Genomic DNA, 18,287 nt, shown 5'->3' with positions numbered 1-18,287 from the left:
TCATCGTGCGGAGTGCGGCGTCGCTGGAGCGTCTGCGACTACTTGGCAGCCTGCAGAGCGGCGGTGCGCTGAGCGATCGCCGACTTGCGGTTGGCGGCCTGGTTCTTGTGGATGACGCCCTTGCTGGCGGCCTTGTCGAGCTGGCGGGCGGCGGCGCGCTGCAGCACCACGGCCTCCTCGACGTTGCCCTGCTCGGCGGCCTCGCGGAACTTGCGGATCGCCGTCTTCAGGGAAGACTTGACAGCCTTGTTGCGCAGACGAGCCTTCTCGTTCTGCTTGTTGCGCTTGATCTGGGACTTGATGTTCGCCACGAAGAAGCCTCGGTGAAGGTCAGGAATCGGATGGGGCGCGCGGGCTCGATGAGAGGGCGCGCCACACGCAGTTGAACAGGTTACCAATAATCCAGCTCGCCGCTCAAATCGACGACCTGGCCCTCATCAGCATACGGGGTCTCCCGCCCGGTCAGGGGAGATCCGGTCCCGTGTTCCAGTGGTCGGCGTACTCCTTCCAGTCCTCCGCCGTCGCCGCGAAGTCGACGTACAGGGCCAGCCCGAACCGCTCCCGCCTGCCGTACGAGGAGAGGGCGAGCCGCGCCCCCTCGCCCGCCAGCGCGACGCTCTCCACGTCGTCGGAGAACGGCACGCCGTGGTCGTGGTAGGCGGGCGCCCCGACGAGGATCGACGTCGTGGCGGGGGTCAGGTCGAGCGCGAGCGCCGCCTGCCGCGCGACGTGCCCGCCGTACAGGGACCGTTCGGGCATGAACGAGTCGTAGGTCATGATCGCCACCTGGTCGGTACGGCGGGCGACCTCCTGGTAGAAGCCGTGCGACCAGTACTTGTCGTGGCCCAGCGTCGCGCGGGCGGCCAGGCGCATGAGGGGGTACGGCTCGAGCTGCGGCGTCGCCACCGAGAGCAGCTTGGTCAGCGGCCGCGTGCGGTCGAGCAGGTCCAGGAAGTTGGTGTCGCCGTCGCCGATCGGCTCGAAGTTGTAGTGGATCCCGTCGAACCCGAGGTCCACGATGTGCTTGGCCCCGGCCAGAACGCGGGCGCGGGCGGCGGGGTCGTCGAGGTCGAGGCCGTTCTTGACGGACTGTCCGAGCCAGGCCGAGACGCGCACGTCAGGCAGGTGTTTCCGCCACCATTTCAGGAAATTTCCGGCGTTGGGGTGCTTGGCGGGATCGAGGGTGCCGTCCCACTCAAAGGGGCCGGAATGGACGTAGACGTCCCTGATGCCGGTGGCGCGTAGCCGTACCGCCATCGCCTTCACGTCGCGCTCGGTGCGGCGGCCGTCGACCCAAGCGTGCCCCAGCCACAGCGCATCGTTACCCGTGCTCTTCGCCCAGGCCTCTGGAGCCCCGGTAAACTGGAGGCGGAGCGCCACCGCCACGAAGGCGGCGAACGCGACCGAGACGGCCAAGGCCAGCGCCAGGACGCGCAGACCGCGGCGGATGACGGTTCGGGCAATCACCTGGGCATGTCACCATGAAAGACGCTTGACCTCAATCCTTGTCGAAACGGACTTCGGTGCGCAATCAGCCTGGCCAGACCGACCCCGCGTTGATCCGCAACTTCTGCATCATCGCGCACATCGACCATGGCAAGTCGACGCTTGCCGACCGGATGCTGCAGATCACCGGCGTGGTCGACGAGCGCTCGATGCGCGCGCAGTACCTCGACAGGATGGACATCGAGCGCGAACGCGGCATCACGATCAAGTCGCAGGCCGTACGACTGCCGTGGAACGGCCACGTCCTCAACATGATCGACACGCCGGGCCACGTCGACTTCACCTACGAGGTCTCGCGGTCGCTGCAGGCGTGCGAGGGCGCGATCCTCCTGGTCGACGCCGCGCAGGGCATCGAGGCGCAGACGCTGGCCAACCTCTACCTGGCCATGAACAACGACTTGCACATCATCCCGGTGCTCAACAAGATCGACCTGCCCGCCGCGCAGCCGGAGAAGTTCGCCGAGGAGCTCGCGGGGCTCATCGGCTGCGACCCCTCCGACGTGCTGAGGGTCTCGGGCAAGACAGGCGTCGGGGTGAAGGAGCTGCTCGACCACGTCGTGGAGACCGTTCCTGCCCCTGTGGGCGACGCCGACGCGGCGGCCCGCGCGCTGATCTTCGACTCGGTCTACGACACCTACAGGGGCGTCGTCACCTATGTCCGGGTCGTCGACGGCCACCTGGGCAAGCGCGAGCGCATCACCATGATGTCCACGCAGGCCACCCACGAGACGCTCGAGATCGGGGTGATCTCGCCCGAGCCGAAGGTGGCCGAGAAGGGCCTGGGCGTCGGCGAGGTCGGCTACCTCATCACCGGCGTGAAGGACGTGCGCCAGTCGCGCGTCGGCGACACCGTCACCTCGGCCGTGCGTGGTGCCACCGAGATGCTGGCGGGATACGACCACCCCAGACCGATGGTGTTCTCCGGGCTCTACCCCATCGACGGCGACGAGTATCCCGAGCTGCGCGAGGCGCTCGACAAGCTGCAGCTCAACGACGCCTCCCTGGTCTACGAGCCCGAGACCTCCGCCGCGCTCGGCTTCGGCTTCCGCGTGGGCTTCCTCGGCCTGCTGCACATGGAGATCATCCGCGAGCGGCTTGAGCGGGAGTTCGGCCTGTCGCTGATCTCCACCGCGCCGAACGTGGTCTACCGGGTCGTCATGGAGGACGGCAAGGAGCTGACCGTCACCAACCCGTCGGAGTTCCCGACCGGCGGCAAGATCGCGCAGGTCTTCGAGCCCGTCACCAAGTCGACGATCCTGGCGCCCGCCGAGTTCATCGGCGCGATCATGGAGATCTGCCAGGGTCGGCGCGGCCAGCTCCAGGGCATGGACTACCTGTCTGAAGACCGCGTCGAGATCCGCTACTCGCTGCCGCTCGGCGAGATCATCTTCGACTTCTTCGACCAGCTCAAGTCGCGCACCCGCGGCTACGCCTCGCTCGACTACGAGCCCGCGGGCGAGCAGGAGGCCGAGCTGGTCAAGGTCGACATCCTGCTGCAGGGCGAGCCCGTCGACGCCTTCAGCGCGATCGTGCACAAGGACAAGGCGTACGGCTACGGCGTCGACATGGCCAAGAAGCTGCGCGAGCTGATCCCGAGGCAGCAGTTCGAGGTGCCGATCCAGGCGGCCATCGGCGCGCGCGTCATCGCCCGCGAGAACATCAGGGCGATCAGGAAGGACGTCCTCGCCAAGTGCTACGGCGGTGACATCTCGCGTAAGCGCAAGCTGCTGGAGAAGCAGAAGGAAGGCAAGAAGCGGATGAAGATGGTGGGCAGGGTCGAGGTGCCGCAGGAGGCCTTCGTCGCCGCGCTGTCCACCGAGTCCAGCACCGACAAAGCCAAGAAGTAGCCGGTAAACGCGACAGGCCCGATGCGCACGCACGACGCGCATCGGGCCTTGTCGCGTCATGGGGCGTTGAGTGGGTCCGGCGACGGGGGTCCGCAGCCCGAACCCACATGGGCCGCTGTTCCCCGCCTGCCGCTGACAGGGCAGTGCTCCACCCCGGCCATCGCCGCGGCGCGGCGGGCGGCGCGGGGATACGGCGCCCTCGCCGGTTCGGCTGACGCTCGCGCCGGTCAGCCGCGGCGGCGTCGTGCCGTACGCGTTGGACGGCTGGATCTTCGAGGGTCACCGGCCGCACCAACTCGTTGTCGGCCCTATCTCCACCCGGGTCGCACACCACGGTGATCCCGATGGCCGCCTCATCGCCGCTGTCCACTGTTGGGGGTGCGGACAGGAGCGGCGTGTGCGTGTGCGGGTGGTGCGGCGGGAACAGCGCCGCCACCGCCATGCCGCGAGCCTGGGACAAGGCATGTCCCGGCGGCCTTCCCGATTTTGTCGGTGCGGTGCCGTAGCTTCTCTCCAGATCGAACACGTGTCCGACAATGGAGGTGGCATGGACGGCGACAACGCCGAGTCCGAGCGGTTCGTCAAGGCCGCCATGCTGGGCGTGGCGGTGGCCGAGGAGACCCGCCGGCTGCTGCGGCTGCATTTCGCGCCGAGCGAGGTGGGGTCCGACGGGAGGGTCCACGTGGAGGTGCCGTACCCCGACTCGGCGGTGGTGGAGGCGGTGCTCGACGTGGCGGCAGAGTGTTTCGGGGAGAAGGGGGCCTCGGTCGAAGAGATGCGGCAGGCGGCGCTCGACAGCCTGTTACAGCTGGCCGAGTTCGACGAAGAGTCGCTGCTGAACCAGCGGGCCTGCTGACCCGGGGCCAGGGACCAGCCGCGCCGGTGGGATAGGCCCACGCCCTGCGCGCGGACAGGAGCCGCAGGCCCTGGCGCACCCAGAGACCGCACTCTGAGCGTGGGCGGGGGGTGACGGGAAAGGAGCGCGGGGACGGCGCGAACCCCTTGCGCCGTCCCCGCGGGATCGAACCCTCGCCGGCCGTCGTTCACCGGCAGGCGAGGAAGGTCAGCGGAGGACCCGATACAGAGCCGAGGTGAGGGACGCCTTGGCGTCGTCCTGGTCGATGGACCACATCATCGACCCGCCCAGCCCCTTGAGCCGGATGTAGGCCGCCTTCTGCACCATCACCGCCGGATCGTCGTACGACCAGAACTCGTTCCCGTCGTACAGCCACACCGTGCCGGCTCGCAGATCGCGGTAGCGCTTGCCGGGCTTGCCCACCAGGTCCTTGTAGTCCTCGGTGCCCGCCGCCCACTTGCCGGGCGCGGGTCCGGTCGCGGGCTTGTACAGGCCGTCGCCGCCGGCGGTGACGCCGGTCCAGCCCTGGCCGTAGGCGGGCACGCCGATCACGATCTTCCTGGCGGGGGCGCCGCGGGACAGGTAGTCGCGGACGGTCTGGTCGACGCTGTAGCGAACCTGGTTCGGGTCGCGGCGGTCGGTCAGGAGGTTGCCGTTGTGCCCGGTCTGCAGCTCCCAGGAGCCGTGAAGGTCGTACCCCTGGATGGTGGCGAAGTCGAGCAGCCTGAACACCTTGCGCACCTCGAACCCGGCGTCGATCTTCGCCGCCGAGGCGGGAAGGAAGGCGGTGAGTTCGGCGGATCGGGAGTGGGCGTTCATCTGCGACCTGAGCTCGGCCAGGAAGAGCGTGAAGTTCCGTTTGTCCTCGGGCCTGATCACGTTGCCCGGCGCGCCCTCGGAGCCCGGCCACTCCCAGTCGAGGTCGAGGCCGTCGAACACGCCCGCGGCCGCGCCCGCCTCGAGCCCCGGCAGGTTGCCCTTGAGCCACATGTCGACGCAGGAGGTGGCCAGTTTGGCGCGCGCCTCGGGGGTGAGGACGGCGTCGGAGAAGTAGCGGGAGCCCGTCCAGCCGCCGAGGGAGAGCAGCACGCGCAGGCCGGGGTGCTTGGCCTTGAGCTTGCGCAGCTGGTTGAGGTTGCCGTTGAGCGCCTGACCGGGGGCGTCGGCGACGCCGTCCACGCTCTGCTCGGCGGGGACGGGGCGCTGCCAGTCGGCCCACGGGTCGGCGGAGACGCAGGTGCCGTCGGCGCCGACGAAGCCGAAGGCGTAGTTGATGTGGGTCAGCTTGGCGGCCGCGCCGCTGGTGTCCATGTCCTTGACGTGGAAGTTCCTGCCGTAGACGCCCCACTGGATGAAGTAGGCGACGCGCTTGAAACCGCCGTGGGCCTCGGCGGGCAGCGCCACCGCTGCGAGAGCCAGGACCAAGGAGGACAGGATGACGAGGACTCTCTTCATGGGCGCCTCCGGTGGCCAACTTATAGGAAACTTTCCTTAAAGTTGTCCCGGATCGTAGGCCCGCGTGATCGACTCGTCAATGGGGTCCGGGCACGCGCGTATGGACGGGATGTCTTGACGGCGTCGCGCTTCATGTCGTCGGCGGGTCCGGGCACGTGCGTATGGACGGGGTGGTCCGCGGCGCACGGCAGACTGGAAGCGTGCCATCCACCCTTCCCGACGGCGACCCCGCGCCCGCGTCAGGCGAACTGCCCGCGAGCGCGCTGAGCGGCCTGGGCGAGCGCCCCTTCGGCTTCTACGTCCACGTGCCGTTCTGCGTCACCCGCTGCGGCTACTGCGACTTCAACACCTACACCGCCGCCGAGCTGGGCCCAGGGGCCTCCCATCGCGACTACGCCGACACCGCCATCGAGGAGGTACGGCTGGCCCGCCGCGTCCTGGGCGAGGCCGAGCTGCCCGTCGAGACGGTGTTCTTCGGTGGGGGCACGCCCACCCTCCTCCCCGCGGCCGACCTGGCCAGGATCCTGCGCGCGATCGACGAGGAGTTCGGGCTGGCCAAGGGCGCCGAGGTGACGACCGAGGCCAACCCGGAGTCCGTCGACCCCGCCTACCTCGACCAGTTGCGCGCGGGCGGCTTCAACCGGGTCAGCTTCGGCATGCAGAGCGCCAGGGAACACGTGCTGAAGGTCCTCGACAGGCACCACACCCCTGGCCGGGCGGCGCAAGCCGTACAGGAAGCGAAGAAGGCCGGGTTCGACCACGTCAACCTGGACCTGATCTACAGCACGCCGGGGGAGAGCGACGACGACTGGCGGGCCTCGCTGCGGGCGGCGATCGAGGCCGAGCCCGACCATGTCTCCGCCTACTCGCTGATCGTCGAGGACGGCACCAGGCTGGCGGCGCGGATCAGGCGTGGCGAGTTGCCGATGCCCGACGACGACGTGGCGGCCGACCGTTACCTCATCGCCGACGAGATGCTGTCGGGGGCGGGCTTCGAGTGGTACGAGGTGTCGAACTGGGCGACCTCCGACGAGGGCAGGTGCCGGCACAACCTCCTCTACTGGACCGGCGGCGACTGGTGGGCGGTCGGTCCCGGTGCGCACAGCCATGTCGGCGGCACCCGCTGGTGGAACGTCAAGCATCCCGCCGCCTACGCGCAGCGCCTTTCGGCGGGCGTCTCGCCCGCGCACGCGCGCGAGGTGCTCACCGCCGAGGACCGCGAGGTCGAGCGGTTGATGCTGGAGCTGCGGCTGGTTTCCGGCTACCCGCTGGCCGAGGTGACGGGCGCGGCGCGCACGGCTGTGGCCAGGGCGCTGGCCGACGGGCTCCTGGAGGTCGAGCCGTTCAAGGCGGGGCGCATGGTCCTCACCCTGCGTGGCCGGCTGCTGGCCGACGCCCTGATCCGTGACCTGACCGTGTAGCGCGTCGGCGCGGCGGGCGTCGAGCTCACGCTGCACCCTGTCAGAGCCCGGTCGCCAGGACCAGCACGCCCTTGCCCGTCACGTGGCACGACGCCATGGCCTACTGCGCGTGGGCGGGCAGGCGGCTGCCCACTGAAGCCGGGGGCCACGCCCCGGCTCCGCCGCCGGCAACTGCGGATTCAGAACGGTCAGCTGACAAAGTTGATGTTGATCGGGTAGCGATATCTCTCGCCCCGGTTCGCGGCGATGGCCGCGATGATCTCGAAGGCCAGCGCCGCGATCCACAGGATGAACATCAGCAGGACGCCGATCAGCACGAACGCCAGCACGATGCAGACGATGTACCCGATGAACACGGTGATCTGGAAGTTGAGCGCCTGCGCCGCCTGATCGCGGACGTAGGGGGACTCGTCACGCTTGACCAAGTAGAGGATCAGCGGGCCGACGAAGCCGGAGAAGATGCCGAGCAGGTGGGCGAGCATCGCCATGCTGGTGTCGTCGCTGCCGGGCCTGGGGCCGTACATGCCCGGGATGTGGGGCGGGCGCTGGTAGCCGGGAGGGCCGTAGCCGGGCTGCGGGCCGTAACCCTGTGGCGGCGGATAACCCTGAGGAGGTCCGTAGGCAGGTGGCGGGCCATAGGCCGGGCCCGACGGCTGGCCGTAACCCCCTGAGGGCTGGCCATAGCCGCCCGACGGTGGACCGTAACCCCCTGAGGGGGGACCGTAACCGCCTGAGGGGCCGGGCTGTGGCTGCGGGTCCGGGCCCGGCAGGTCGGGACGCTCGACGCGAGCGGTGGCGTCGTCGTCGGGCGGTTGCGGGAGGTTGTCGCTCATCATGTCTCCGTCACGAAGTCGATCAGCTCTTCGACCCTGCCGAGCAGCGAAGGCTCGAGGTCGGCATAGGTGGAAACCGCGCCGAGGATCCTGCGCCACGCGTCGGCGGGTTCGAGCCCCCAGCCCAGCGCGGCGATCACCCCTTCCTTCCACGGTAGCCCGCGCGGCACCTGCGGCCAGGCGGGGATGCGCAGCACGGAAGGTTTGACCGCCTGCCAGATGTCGACGAAGGGATGCCCGACGACCAGCACGTGCGGCGAGGACACCTGGGCGGCGATGCGGCTCTCCTTCGAGCCGGGAACCAGGTGGTCGACCAGCACGCCGAGCTTGCGCTCCGGCCCAGGACCGAACTCGGCCACGATCGAGGGCAGGTCGTCCACGCCCTCCAGGTACTCCACCACGACGCCCTCGACGCGCAGGTCGTGGCCCCAGATCTTCTCCACGAGCGCCGCGTCGTGGACGCCCTCGACGTAGATGCGGCTCTCCCTGGCCACCCTGGCGCGCAGGCCCTCGACGGCGACCGAGCCCGAGGCGCTGCGCCGCGGGCCGGTGGCGGGGGAGGCGACCGGCCTGGTGAGCGTCACCGGCCGGCCGTCCAGCAGGAAGGCGGCGGGCGCCAGGGGGAACAGCCGCCGCTTACCGTTGCGATCTTCGAGCGTGACGGCCTCCTTGTCGCAGGCCACCACCGCGCCGCAGAAGCCGCTGTCGGCGTCCTCCACGACCAGGTCGCGTTCGGCGGGCACGATAGGGATCTTCCCCTTGCCCGGGCGCCGCCAGTTCCCCGCAAGCACGTCACGCTCGTACATGGGGGGACCGTAGCAAATCGATCCTCCTGCGCGCGTAGCTCCTGCGCACGAGGATCGCGATCGTCATGATGATCGCGAACAGGACGCCCGCTCCCGGTACGGTCACCAGCACGACGACGTTGCCGACGATCTCGCCGGTCGCCGCGCTGAGCTGGCGGCCGATGCCGAAACGCACGTCGGTGACGGCGTCCTCGTCGATGGTGCAGTAGACCTCGTATTCGCCTTTCTCGGGCACGTCGATCACCTCGACGAGCTCCCAGACGTCGACGGTCTGCGTGCCGGTCGGCTCCGACAGGTCACCGCCGGCGACCGCGCACGAGTAGTGCACGGGTTGCCGGCTCGCCAGGTAGAGCCCCGGCTCGACGGCAGGGTCGATCGGCATGGTGACGAGTTCGCCGGGCGCGAAGGCCTTGGCGGGAGCGACCTCTTTCAACGTGGAATGAAGGTCCGCGCTGAACCCGACGAATCCACTGACCGCCGTCAGTAACGCCACCAGCCAGACAACGGCGATCCACCAGGCGCGCGGCCTGATCTGCCTCTGCCCAGGAGGTGGAACGTACCCATGGAACTGCTGGTACGGCGGTGGAACGTCGGTCATGACCACTATTGTCAACCTACGGGTCGCGGCGACCTTGACCAGGTGTGTTATCGCACCTTGTGGGCGGGAGCCGTACACTTGGCACTCGGGAACACAGAGTGCTAGACCTGTCGTTTCCTCAACAGGCAGGGAGGTGAGCACGTGCTCGATGATCGGAAGCTTGCGGTGCTCCGCGCCATTGTCGAGGACTACGTGTCCACCAACGAACCGGTGGGCTCCAAGGCGCTGGCCGAGCGCCACAATCTGAACGTCTCCCCGGCCACGGTCAGGAACGACATGGCGGCGCTGGAGGAGCAGGGCTACATCGCCCAGCCCCACACCAGCGCCGGGCGGGTGCCGACGGACAAGGGCTACCGGCTCTTCGTCGACAAGCTCTCGCAGATCAAACCGCTGTCGGGCGCCGAGCGCAGGGCGATCGAGACGTTCCTCGCCGGCGCGGTCGACCTCGACGACGTGGTCACCCGCACGGTGAGGTTGCTGGCGCAGCTGACCAGGCAGGTCGCGGTGGTGCAGTACCCAGCGCTTTCGCAGTCGACGGTCCGTCACCTGGAGTTGGTGCCGCTGACCGACAGGCGGGTGATGTTCGTGCTGATCACGAACACCGGCCGGGTCGAGCAGCGCGTCATCGAGCTGCCTGAGACGATCGAGGAGTCGAGGGTCGCGCACCTGCGCGCGGTGCTCAACGCGTGCCTCGACGGTTGCGGGCTCAACCGGGTGCCCGAGCAGGTCTCCGATCTGCCCGAGCGGCTGCCCGTCGAAGACCGTCCGGCCGCGGCGACGATCCTGTCGGTGCTGCTGGAGACCCTCGTCGAGCGCCACGAGGAGAAGATCGTCTTCGCCGGGGCGGCCAACCTGGCGGGCGCCGACTTCACCACGGGCCTGCGCGACGTGCTCGAGGCGCTGGAGGAGCAGGTCGTGCTGATGCGCCTGCTCGGCGAGACCTCCGACATGCCGACCGCGCTCACCGTCAGGATCGGCTCGGAGAACCCCTACACAGGACTGCGTGGCACCTCCCTCGTCGCCACAGGGTACGGTTCGGGGGCCCGCCTCGGCGTGCTCGGTCCCACCCGGATGGACTACCCCGTGACGATGGGCGCTGTGCGCGCGGTGGCACGCTACGTCAGCCAGATCCTGGCTGCTTCATAAGAGGTCGATAAGTGGCAAACGACTACTACGGCACCCTCGGGGTACGCCGTGACGCCAGTCAGGACGAGATCAAGAAGGCCTATCGTCGCCTGGCCCGCGAGCTGCACCCCGACGTGAACCCCGATCCTGCGACCCAGGAGCGCTTCAAGGAGATCACTCAGGCCTACGAGGTCCTGTCCGATCCCAACAAGCGGCAGATGTACGACCTGGGCGCCGACCCGTTCGCGGGCGCGGGGGCCGGTGGCGCCGGAGCCGGCGGATTCGGCGCGGGCTTCCCCTTCAGCGACATCATGGACGCCTTCTTCGGCACGGCGGGCGGCAGCCGGGGCCCCCGCTCGCGCGCCAGGAGAGGGCGCAACGCCACGATCAGGGTCGAGCTCGACCTGCGCGAGGCGGCGTTCGGCACCACCAGGGAGCTCAACGTCGACACGGCCGTGCTGTGCGAGGTGTGCACGGGTTCGGGCGCCGCGCCCGGCACGCATCCCGACACCTGTGACATGTGCCAGGGGCGCGGTGAGATCTCCCAGGTCACCAGGTCCTTCCTGGGCCAGGTCATGACGTCGAGGCCGTGCCCGCAGTGCGGCGGCTTCGGCTCGATCATCAGGCACCCGTGCCAGGAGTGCTCGGGCGACGGCAGGGTCCGCACCCGCCGTACGATCAAGGTCCGTATCCCCGCGGGCGTCGAGGACGGCACCCACATCCAGCTCGCCGGCGAGGGCGAGGTCGGCCCCGGTGGCGGTCCTCCCGGAGACCTGTTCCTGGAGATCGTCGAGAAGCCGCACGAGATCTTCGAGCGGCGCGGCGACGACCTCCACTGCACCGTCCAGATCCCGATGACGGCGGCCGCGCTCGGCACGTCGCTGACCGTCGAGACCCTCGACGGCGCGGAGGAGATCGACGTCCGTCCTGGCACCCAGTCGGGCCAGGTCATCACCATGTACGGCAGGGGCGTCCAGCGTCTCAACGAGCAGGGCAGGGGCGACCTGCTGATCCACGTCAACGTGGAGACGCCGATGCGCCTCGACCAGCCGCAGGAGGACCTGCTGCGCGAGCTGTCCAAGCTGCGCGGGGAGGAGCGCCCGCCGGGCAAGTTCGCGCCCGGCCAGCAGGGGTTCTTCTCCAGGCTGAGAGACGCGTTCAACGGCCGTTAGATCATCTTCTGGTACGGCAGGCCGGCTCGGCCCCACCGCGGTCACGTGGCTGGGGCCCGTCCATCACGCTACTCCAGCGGACTCCGGCCGGCCGCCGTCACATCGCCCGCCTAGGGGGAGACTGCTGTGACCGTGCCCGTGTTCCTCGCCGACGCCGCGGATCTCGGCCGTTCTGAGTTCGTGCTCGGCGGCGCCGAGGGACGGCACGCGGCGGCCGTGCGGCGCATCCGCCAAGGTGAGCGGATCGACCTGACCGACGGGGCCGGATCGGTCGCCGAGTGCGTGGCCCTCGAAGTCGCCAAAGACTCGTTGCGCGTCGAGGTGCTGCGCCGCTTCGAGGTGCCCCCGCCCTCGCCGCGCCTGGTCGTGGTGCAGGGGCTGCCGAAGGGCGACAGGGGCGAGCTGGCCGTCGAGATGATGACCGAGGCGGGCGTGGACGTGATCGTCCCGTGGTCGGCCTCGCGCAGCGTGACGCAGTGGAAGGGCGAGCGGGCGGCCAAGTCGCTGGCCAAGTGGCAGGCGACGGCCAGGGAGGCGGGCAAGCAGGCGCGCAGGTTCCATGCCGCCACGGTTACCCCCCAGCACTCGACGGCGCAGGTGGCCGACCTGCTCGCGGGCGCGGCGCTGGCGCTGGTGCTGCACGAGGAGGCCGAGGAGGGGTTGGCGACGATCGAGCTGCCCTCGGCGGGCGACATCGTGCTCGTCGTGGGGCCCGAGGGCGGGATCGCGGGGGACGAGCTCGACAGGTTCACGGCGGCGAAGGCCGTACCTTGCCTGCTGGGGCCGACGGTGCTGCGGACCTCGACGGCCGGGGTCGCGGCGGCCGCGGTCGTGCAGGCGCGCACGGGCCGCTGGTAGTCCCTACGGGCTGGACAGCGGGGTGGCGGTCTCGCTCGGGGAGGGCGCGGGGTCCTCAGGCGAGCACTGGTCGGCGCTGCAGTCAGGGTTGTTGGGATTGCCGGGGTTCTCGGCGGTCTCGGACGGTGTCGCCGACGGCGTGGGCGTCGGGGTGGCGTCGAGACAGTCCTCCTCCAGCGCCTCCTCCACCGCCTGCTCGCTCTCCTTCGCGCATGGCGTCGGCGTGGGCGTCGGCGTCGGGGTCTTCTTGCTCGGCGCGCGCGTCTCCGACGTCTCGGTGGGCGGCACGCTGGCCACGGGCGGCGGCGGAACCGCCGGTTGGCTCCGCCTGGTCGGCGGAAGCTTGGCCGGCGGGCGGGTGGTCGAGGAGTTTTCCGGCAACTCGGTCATGCTGTCGACAGGGGCCGTGAAGACCACCATGTTGCGCAGTTCGGGGACGACCATCACGATCGTCCCTGCCACGAGGACCGCGCCCGCCGCCGCCGCGCCCGCCCGCCACCAGAACAGTCTCCTCAGCCCGCGCCTTTCGATGCGGGCGCGGATGATCTCCAAACCCTCCGGAGACGGCACGACCACGTCCGCCTCCGCGCGCAGCACCCGGCGCAGGATCTCGCCGTGCTCGTCGGGCGGCTGGGTCATGACATCTTCTCCAGAACGGAACGCAGGGCGGCCATGCCGCGAGCCGTGTGGCTCTTGACGGCGCCCTTGCTGATGCCCATGGCATGGGCGATCTCGGCCTCTGACAGGTCACCGTAGTAACGAAGAACGAGCGCCTCTCTCTGTCGCGCCGGCAGGGCACGCAGCGCCTCGATGACCGCCGAGCGCTCAAGCTCGCCGATCGCGCCGTTCTCGGCGCTCGGGGCGTCGGGCAGACCCTTGGGAGCATACTTTTCGACGACCGCGCGGTGACGCAGCACGGAACGGGACCGGTTGACGACAGACTGACGTAGGTAGGCGAGTGCTTTGTCGGGGTCGCGAAGTCTGCGCCAGGCGCCGTGGATGGCGACGAACGCGTCCTGCACGACTTCCTCCGCGGTTGCCATGTCGCGTACCAGCAACACAGCGAGACGCACCAATGACCGAAAGTGTGCGCTGTAGAGCGCAGTCACGGCCATGTCGGCATCCCACCCGACCGGCACCGCCCCTAACGACCTGTCGGCCAGAAGGGTTTCGGTGGTCACATCAGTGGGACGCTCAGCCTTCCCGGAGGGTTTACGCTCTTGCGGTTCCTTAGGGGGCATGACCCAGTCGTGTCCTCGCCAGGTGGCCTCGCCCGACCCTGAATCGTCTTAGTTTCCGGTGGATTGTCGCACACACACCCTAACTGCGGGGATCTTTGTACGCACGGTATGACGGATTACCGATTGGCAACAGCGGGTCACCTCCTTTCTCGTGAGTGACGATAGGGTTCCGGCGTGACCGACTGTCTCTTCTGCAAGATCGTGGCCAAGGAGATTCCTGCCGAGATCGTTTACGAGAACGACAGGACGCTGGCCTTTCGCGACATCAATCCGCAGGCGCCCACGCACGTTCTGGTGATCCCCAAGGCGCATCACGCCGACGCGGCAGCGCTGGCCGAGGCCGACGACGGCCTGGCCGACGACGTGCTCAAGACCGCGCACGCCGTGGCCACCCAGGAGGGCGTGGCCGACGGCGGCTACCGCGTGGTCTTCAACACAGGGCCCGGCGCGGGCCAGACCGTTTTCCACGTGCACGCGCATGTCCTGGGCGGGCGCGGTCTCACCTGGCCGCCCGGCTGATATTGCCGCGAAACGCGCGGGGGTGCCCGGCTACCATGAAGTGAGAACACCCGACCGAGACCGGGAGGCATCAGGCCGCCAGGCCTGCCCATGTCCGAGCTAAACGAATCCCGCAGAACAGCACCACCCTCGCGCACTCAGGCAAAGGTGCTGATTCCGGACGAATACCCGATGGTCAGCCTCCTTGGCTCTCGCGACGAGTTGCTGCGCGTCATCGAGGGCGCTTTCCGCGCCGACATCCACGTCCGTGGCAACGAGATCACCATCACCGGCAGCCCCGACGAGAGCGGCGCCGTCGTGCGCCTGTTCGAGGAGCTGGTGGAGGTGCTGCGCAACGGCGGCGAGCTGAGCGCCGACGCCGTCGAGCGCAGCATCGCCATGCTGAAGATGACCTCCGAACGCCCCGCAGAGGTGCTGTCCCTCGACATCCTCTCCTCGCGCGGGCGCACCATCCGGCCCAAGACCGTCAACCAGAAGCGCTACGTCGACGCGATCGACAAGCACACGATCGTGTTCGGCATCGGCCCCGCAGGCACCGGCAAGACCTATCTCGCCATGGCCAAGGCCGTACGCGCGCTTCAGGAGAAGAAGGTCAACCGGATCATCCTGACCAGGCCCGCCGTGGAGGCGGGAGAGCGGCTCGGCTTCCTGCCCGGCACGCTCTACGAGAAGATCGACCCCTACCTGCGCCCGCTCTACGACGCGCTGCACGACATGCTCGACCCCGAGTCCATCCCCAAGCTGATGGCCGCGGGCACGATCGAGGTCGCGCCGCTGGCGTACATGCGCGGGAGGACGCTCAACGACGCCTTCATCATCCTCGACGAGGCACAGAACTCCTCGGCCGAGCAGATGAAGATGTTCCTCACCCGACTGGGCTTCAACTCCAAGATCGTCGTGACCGGTGACGTCACCCAGGTCGACCTGCCCACCGGCACGACCAGCGGCCTGCGCGTGGTGCAGGAGATCCTCTACGGCATCCCCGACATCCACTTCGCGCGGCTGACCAGTTCCGACGTGGTGCGCCACAAGCTGGTCAGCGACATTGTCGACGCCTACGGGCGCTACGACGCGCTCCAGGAGCCGAAGCAGATCCACCAGCAGCGACGGGGGAAGCGTCCGTGAGCGACTTCGGGGCCTTCACTCACGTGATCGAGGTGATCGCATGAGCATTGAGGTCAACAACGAGTCGGGCGTCGAGGTCGACGAACAGGGCTTCGCCGCCCTGGCCGGGCACGTGCTGCAGGAGATGGGCGTCAACCCTCTTGCCGAGCTGTCGATCCTGGTGGTCGACGAGGGGGTCATGGCCGACCTGCACGAGAAGTGGATGGGCGAACCAGGGCCCACCGACGTGCTGTCCTTCCCGATGGACGAGCTGCGCCCCGGCGGTGGCGCGCGGGGCGACGCCGACGACGCCACCGACCCCGCGCTCCTCGGCGACGTCGTGCTGTGCCCGCAGGTGGCGGCCAAGCAGGCCACCACCGCCGGCCACAGCACGCAGGACGAGCTCGACCTGCTGCTCACCCACGGCATCCTCCACCTGCTCGGCTACGACCACGCCGAGCCGGAGGAGCACAAGGAGATGTTCGGCCTGCAGGCCAAGCTCCTGGAGTCGTGGCGGGAGGTGCGCACCCAGCGGTGAACGCGTGGCTGCCCTCGGCCGTCGTTCTCGTGGTGATCGGCGGTTTGATCGCCAGCGCGGAAACGGCCATGTCCCGCATCTCCCGGGTGCGCGCGGAGGAGTTCGTGCGCGAAGGACGCAGGGGAGCGGCGCGGCTGCAGGCCATCGTCGCCGACCCGCCCCGCTACCTCAACCTGCTCCTGCTGCTCAGGCTGAGCTGCGAGCTGATCGCCACGGTGATCGCCACGCTGCTGTTCATCGACCTGCTCGGCGACCAGGGCTCCGCCTACGCCGCCGCGGCCGCCGTCATGATCGTGGTGAGCTACGTCATCGTCGGCGTCTCGCCGCGCACGCTCGGCCGTCAGCACGCCGAACCGATCGCCCTGGCCGGCGCTCCCATCGTGTACGGCCTGACCAGGATCTTCGGGCCGCTGCCCAAGCTGCTGATCCTGCTGGGCAACGCGCTGACACCCGGCAAGGGGTTCCGCGACGGGCCGTTCACCTCCGAGGCCGAGCTGCGCGACCTGGTCGACCTGGCCGAGGAGCGCAGGGTGATCGAGCCCGACGAGCGCGAGATGATCCACTCGGTGTTCGAGCTGGGCGACACCCTGGTGCGCGAGGTCATGGTGCCCCGTACCGACATGGTGTTCATCGAGCGGGGCAAGACGCTCAACCAGGCGATGTCGCTGGCGCTGCGCAGCGGCTTCTCCCGCGTGCCCGTGGCGGGCGAGAACGAGGACGACGTCATCGGCATCGCCTACCTCAAGGACCTCGCGCGGCGGGTGCAGGAGTCGTCGGACGACGCGAGCGCGAAGGTCGAGTCGATCATGCGGCCGGCCACGTACGTGCCCGAGAGCAAGCCGATCGACCAGCTGCTGCGGGAGATGCAGGCGCGCCAGATCCACCTGGCGATCGTCATCGACGAGTACGGCGGCACGGCCGGCCTGGTCACCATCGAGGACATCCTCGAGGAGATCGTCGGCGAGATCACCGACGAGTACGACCAGGAGGCGCCCCGCGTCGAGGCCCAGCCAGACGGCGCGATGCGGGTGACGGCCAGGATGCCGGTCGACGAACTGGCCGAGCTGTTCGACACCGAGATCGACGTCGACGACGTGGAGACGGTGGGCGGGCTGCTGGCGCACGCGCTGGGGCGGGTGCCGATCGCCGGATCGCAGGCGGTGGTGGCGGGGCTGCAGCTGACCGCCGAGAGCCTGGCGGGGCGGCGCAACCGGATCAGCACGGTGGTCGTCCGGCGCGTCACCCCACCCGAGGACGAGGCCGTCGTCGCCGCCGCCGAACAGGACTGACAGCCGGGGGTTCTCGGGATCGCTGCTCGCGTGACCACCGATCCGCCACGAGGAATCCGAGCCTGGGGTTCCGGCGGTGTGGTTGTGGGGTGGAAGGCCGCTTTGAGTGCTGGTTATCACTTGAGGCCGCACAAGCCCCCAATGCCGCAAGTGTTCTACAAGCATCTTGCAAGGACCCCGGTCCACGATGTTTCTCGACACCCTGTGCGGTGGGTGTCGGAGGGGGTCTCCGAGGCGTCGGAAGGGGTTCGCGGCGCGGAGGGGGCTCCGGGGGGAAACGCGACGCCCGGCCTGCTAGCCGCGGCCAGGCGTTGCATTTCGTAAAGGGTGCTCTCGCCCGGGTTGAACCGGGTGAGAGCACCCTTACTTATTTGCCCTGACACGTACGGAATTGGCGACTCCGGTGGATTGCCGTATTCGTCGACCGGGCAGGTATGCCGTCGGCTGAGCGATCATCGGGGGAGATCATGAAGCTGATCATCAGAGCGGCGCTCGTCGCCATGGCCTTTGGGCTGCTCGCGACGAGCCTGACCGGCTGCGGTGAGCGGCGCCCTTACAAGGAATCGGCGGCCACAGAGGAGAGCGCCAGGCTGCGGCGGCTCCTGCGCGAACAGCCCGCCCTGCCCGACGGCTTCTCCGCCAAGGCGCACGCCGCGTGGCGCCCGCCGTTCCCCAAGATGGACCTCAGCTGCAGGGCCGCGTTCCAGACCGCCATGGGACGCCCGCCGGCGCGGTCGCTGGAGGCGCACGCGGCGGCCAGCTACCAGGGTGACGTGCTCGGCGAGCTGGCCGCCGTCGGGGTGGCCGTGTACGGCTCCGCGCAGGCCGGATGGCACCTGGGCGAGCTCGGCAGGGCCATGGACCGCTGTCCCAGGCTGGTGGGCCAGCCGGGCAAGGCCACCAGGCTGAGGATGTCGCCGCTCGTGCTGCCCGAACTGGACGGCGAGGTGCTCGGCAGGCAGTTGCGCGGGCGGCTGAACGGCTACCCGTACGCGCTCGACGTGGTCTTCGTCCGCGACGGCGACCGGCTCCTCTCGGTCGTGCACACGGGGCTCGGCAGCGTCGACGCCCGTCAGACGGAGGAGCTCGCCAAGGCGTTCGTCGAACTGGCTCGCTAAC

19 protein-coding genes and 1 pseudogene are annotated in these 18,287 nt (G+C 69.2%); 12 read left to right on the top strand and 8 right to left on the bottom strand.

What is annotated here, in order from left to right:
- Positions 1 to 38: 38 nt before the first annotated feature.
- Together rpsT and ACFXJ8_RS09515 are read right to left on the bottom strand one after the other, a co-directional pair.
- Positions 39 to 311: a 30S ribosomal protein S20 gene (gene rpsT, locus ACFXJ8_RS09520; RefSeq protein WP_379643378.1), complete on the bottom strand. Its 273-nt coding sequence runs from the start codon at positions 309 to 311 to the stop codon at positions 39 to 41.
- 151 nt (positions 312 to 462) lie between these two features.
- Positions 463 to 1,467 carry a hypothetical protein gene (locus ACFXJ8_RS09515; protein WP_379643377.1) on the bottom strand — a complete coding sequence of 335 codons (1,005 nt, stop codon included), beginning with the start codon at positions 1,465 to 1,467 and terminating at the stop codon, positions 463 to 465.
- Positions 1,468 to 1,523: 56 nt separating this feature from the next.
- Here ACFXJ8_RS09515 and lepA point away from each other — a divergent pair, with 56 nt between their 5' ends.
- Both lepA and ACFXJ8_RS09505 read left to right on the top strand, forming a co-directional pair.
- Positions 1,524 to 3,353: a translation elongation factor 4 gene (gene lepA, locus ACFXJ8_RS09510; protein WP_379643376.1), complete on the top strand. Its 1,830-nt coding sequence runs from the start codon at positions 1,524 to 1,526 to the stop codon at positions 3,351 to 3,353.
- 547 nt (positions 3,354 to 3,900) lie between these two features.
- A complete protein-coding gene (locus ACFXJ8_RS09505; RefSeq protein ID WP_379643375.1) occupies positions 3,901 to 4,209 on the top strand; it encodes a hypothetical protein in 309 nt (102 codons plus the stop codon).
- 207 nt (positions 4,210 to 4,416) lie between these two features.
- Here the strand turns inward: ACFXJ8_RS09505 and ACFXJ8_RS09500 are convergent, their stop codons facing one another.
- Positions 4,417 to 5,664, bottom strand: a complete 1,248-nt coding sequence (locus ACFXJ8_RS09500) for a glycoside hydrolase family 18 protein (protein ID WP_379643374.1) — start codon at positions 5,662 to 5,664, stop codon at positions 4,417 to 4,419.
- A gap of 200 nt (positions 5,665 to 5,864) precedes the next feature.
- Between ACFXJ8_RS09500 and hemW the strand changes: the two genes are divergently transcribed.
- Both hemW and ACFXJ8_RS09490 read left to right on the top strand, forming a co-directional pair.
- On the top strand, positions 5,865 to 7,085 hold the full coding sequence (gene hemW, locus ACFXJ8_RS09495; RefSeq protein WP_379643373.1) for a radical SAM family heme chaperone HemW: 1,221 nt from the start codon (positions 5,865 to 5,867) through the stop codon (positions 7,083 to 7,085).
- 71 nt (positions 7,086 to 7,156) lie between these two features.
- Positions 7,157 to 7,219, top strand: a pseudogene (locus ACFXJ8_RS09490) (SUMF1/EgtB/PvdO family nonheme iron enzyme); the annotation flags it as partial.
- 54 nt (positions 7,220 to 7,273) lie between these two features.
- Here the strand turns inward: ACFXJ8_RS09490 and ACFXJ8_RS09485 are convergent.
- Genes ACFXJ8_RS09485 through ACFXJ8_RS09475 form a run of 3 tightly spaced genes read right to left on the bottom strand, consistent with a single transcriptional unit; the run spans position 7,274 to position 9,322 of the window.
- Complete coding sequence (locus ACFXJ8_RS09485; RefSeq protein WP_379643372.1) at positions 7,274 to 7,918, bottom strand: DUF4870 domain-containing protein; 645 nt, start codon at positions 7,916 to 7,918, stop codon at positions 7,274 to 7,276.
- Positions 7,918 to 8,724, bottom strand: a complete 807-nt coding sequence (locus tag ACFXJ8_RS09480) for a DUF3097 domain-containing protein (RefSeq protein ID WP_379643371.1) — start codon at positions 8,722 to 8,724, stop codon at positions 7,918 to 7,920. Before ACFXJ8_RS09480 ends, ACFXJ8_RS09485 begins: the two co-directional genes overlap by 1 nt.
- A complete protein-coding gene (locus tag ACFXJ8_RS09475) occupies positions 8,711 to 9,322 on the bottom strand; it encodes a hypothetical protein (protein ID WP_379643370.1) in 612 nt (203 codons plus the stop codon). Before ACFXJ8_RS09475 ends, ACFXJ8_RS09480 begins: the two co-directional genes overlap by 14 nt.
- A gap of 141 nt (positions 9,323 to 9,463) precedes the next feature.
- On the opposite strand from ACFXJ8_RS09475, the gene hrcA reads away from it, so the two are divergent.
- The 3 genes from hrcA (at position 9,464) to ACFXJ8_RS09460 (ending at position 12,477) form a co-directional block, all read left to right on the top strand.
- On the top strand, positions 9,464 to 10,468 hold the full coding sequence (gene hrcA / locus ACFXJ8_RS09470) for a heat-inducible transcriptional repressor HrcA (protein WP_379643369.1): 1,005 nt from the start codon (positions 9,464 to 9,466) through the stop codon (positions 10,466 to 10,468).
- Between the two features lie 11 nt (positions 10,469 to 10,479).
- Complete coding sequence (dnaJ, locus tag ACFXJ8_RS09465) at positions 10,480 to 11,619, top strand: molecular chaperone DnaJ (protein WP_379643368.1); 1,140 nt, start codon at positions 10,480 to 10,482, stop codon at positions 11,617 to 11,619.
- A gap of 126 nt (positions 11,620 to 11,745) precedes the next feature.
- Positions 11,746 to 12,477: a 16S rRNA (uracil(1498)-N(3))-methyltransferase gene (locus ACFXJ8_RS09460; protein WP_379643367.1), complete on the top strand. Its 732-nt coding sequence runs from the start codon at positions 11,746 to 11,748 to the stop codon at positions 12,475 to 12,477.
- Positions 12,478 to 12,480: 3 nt separating this feature from the next.
- On the opposite strand, the gene ACFXJ8_RS09455 is transcribed toward ACFXJ8_RS09460, so the two are convergent.
- Together ACFXJ8_RS09455 and ACFXJ8_RS09450 are read right to left on the bottom strand one after the other, a co-directional pair.
- Entirely contained in the window at positions 12,481 to 13,116 is a 636-nt protein-coding gene (locus ACFXJ8_RS09455; RefSeq protein ID WP_379643366.1) for a hypothetical protein, read from the bottom strand.
- Positions 13,113 to 13,592: a SigE family RNA polymerase sigma factor gene (locus tag ACFXJ8_RS09450; protein ID WP_175595049.1), complete on the bottom strand. Its 480-nt coding sequence runs from the start codon at positions 13,590 to 13,592 to the stop codon at positions 13,113 to 13,115. Before ACFXJ8_RS09450 ends, ACFXJ8_RS09455 begins: the two co-directional genes overlap by 4 nt.
- A gap of 300 nt (positions 13,593 to 13,892) precedes the next feature.
- Between ACFXJ8_RS09450 and ACFXJ8_RS09445 the strand changes: the two genes are divergently transcribed.
- The 5 genes from ACFXJ8_RS09445 to ACFXJ8_RS09425 all read left to right on the top strand — a co-directional run bounded on the left by ACFXJ8_RS09445 (position 13,893) and on the right by ACFXJ8_RS09425 (position 18,286).
- Positions 13,893 to 14,237, top strand: coding sequence for a histidine triad nucleotide-binding protein (locus ACFXJ8_RS09445; protein WP_379643365.1), 345 nt, complete (start codon positions 13,893 to 13,895; stop codon positions 14,235 to 14,237).
- Positions 14,238 to 14,327: 90 nt separating this feature from the next.
- The gene (locus tag ACFXJ8_RS09440; protein WP_379643364.1) at positions 14,328 to 15,362 is read left to right on the top strand and encodes a PhoH family protein; all 1,035 of its coding nucleotides are present in this window, start codon (positions 14,328 to 14,330) and stop codon (positions 15,360 to 15,362) included.
- Between the two features lie 40 nt (positions 15,363 to 15,402).
- Positions 15,403 to 15,879, top strand: a complete 477-nt coding sequence (gene ybeY / locus ACFXJ8_RS09435; RefSeq protein ID WP_379643363.1) for an rRNA maturation RNase YbeY — start codon at positions 15,403 to 15,405, stop codon at positions 15,877 to 15,879.
- Positions 15,876 to 17,168: a hemolysin family protein gene (locus ACFXJ8_RS09430; RefSeq protein WP_379643362.1), complete on the top strand. Its 1,293-nt coding sequence runs from the start codon at positions 15,876 to 15,878 to the stop codon at positions 17,166 to 17,168. The genes ybeY and ACFXJ8_RS09430 overlap by 4 nt, the downstream gene beginning before the upstream one ends.
- A 467-nt stretch (positions 17,169 to 17,635) precedes the next feature.
- Positions 17,636 to 18,286, top strand: a complete 651-nt coding sequence (locus tag ACFXJ8_RS09425; RefSeq protein ID WP_379643361.1) for a hypothetical protein — start codon at positions 17,636 to 17,638, stop codon at positions 18,284 to 18,286.
- The last annotated feature ends 1 nt before the right edge of the window (position 18,287 follow it).

Origin of the sequence: Nonomuraea sp. NPDC059194 (assembly GCF_042754765.1) — a bacterium.
Classification (GTDB): domain Bacteria; phylum Actinomycetota; class Actinomycetes; order Streptosporangiales; family Streptosporangiaceae; genus Nonomuraea.
Note: the sequence above shows the minus strand (reverse complement) of the source record. Positions and strands in the feature narration are given on the sequence as shown.

Excerpts from the sequence above, each read along its gene's own strand:
- ACFXJ8_RS09500 (WP_379643374.1), bottom strand. The coding sequence starts at position 5,664 with ATGAAGAGAGTCCTCGTCATCCTGTCCTCCTTGGTCCTGGCTCTCGCA.
- ACFXJ8_RS09480 (WP_379643371.1), bottom strand. The coding sequence starts at position 8,724 with ATGTACGAGCGTGACGTGCTTGCGGGGAACTGGCGGCGCCCGGGCAAG.
- ACFXJ8_RS09485 (WP_379643372.1), bottom strand. The coding sequence starts at position 7,918 with ATGAGCGACAACCTCCCGCAACCGCCCGACGACGACGCCACCGCTCGC.
- ACFXJ8_RS09440 (WP_379643364.1), top strand. The coding sequence starts at position 14,328 with ATGTCCGAGCTAAACGAATCCCGCAGAACAGCACCACCCTCGCGCACT.
- ACFXJ8_RS09425 (WP_379643361.1), top strand. The coding sequence starts at position 17,636 with ATGAAGCTGATCATCAGAGCGGCGCTCGTCGCCATGGCCTTTGGGCTG.
- ACFXJ8_RS09475 (WP_379643370.1), bottom strand. The coding sequence starts at position 9,322 with ATGACCGACGTTCCACCGCCGTACCAGCAGTTCCATGGGTACGTTCCA.
- ybeY (WP_379643363.1), top strand. The coding sequence starts at position 15,403 with ATGAGCATTGAGGTCAACAACGAGTCGGGCGTCGAGGTCGACGAACAG.
- ACFXJ8_RS09455 (WP_379643366.1), bottom strand. The coding sequence starts at position 13,116 with ATGACCCAGCCGCCCGACGAGCACGGCGAGATCCTGCGCCGGGTGCTG.
- ACFXJ8_RS09505 (WP_379643375.1), top strand. The coding sequence starts at position 3,901 with ATGGACGGCGACAACGCCGAGTCCGAGCGGTTCGTCAAGGCCGCCATG.
- ACFXJ8_RS09450 (WP_175595049.1), bottom strand. The coding sequence starts at position 13,592 with ATGGCCGTGACTGCGCTCTACAGCGCACACTTTCGGTCATTGGTGCGT.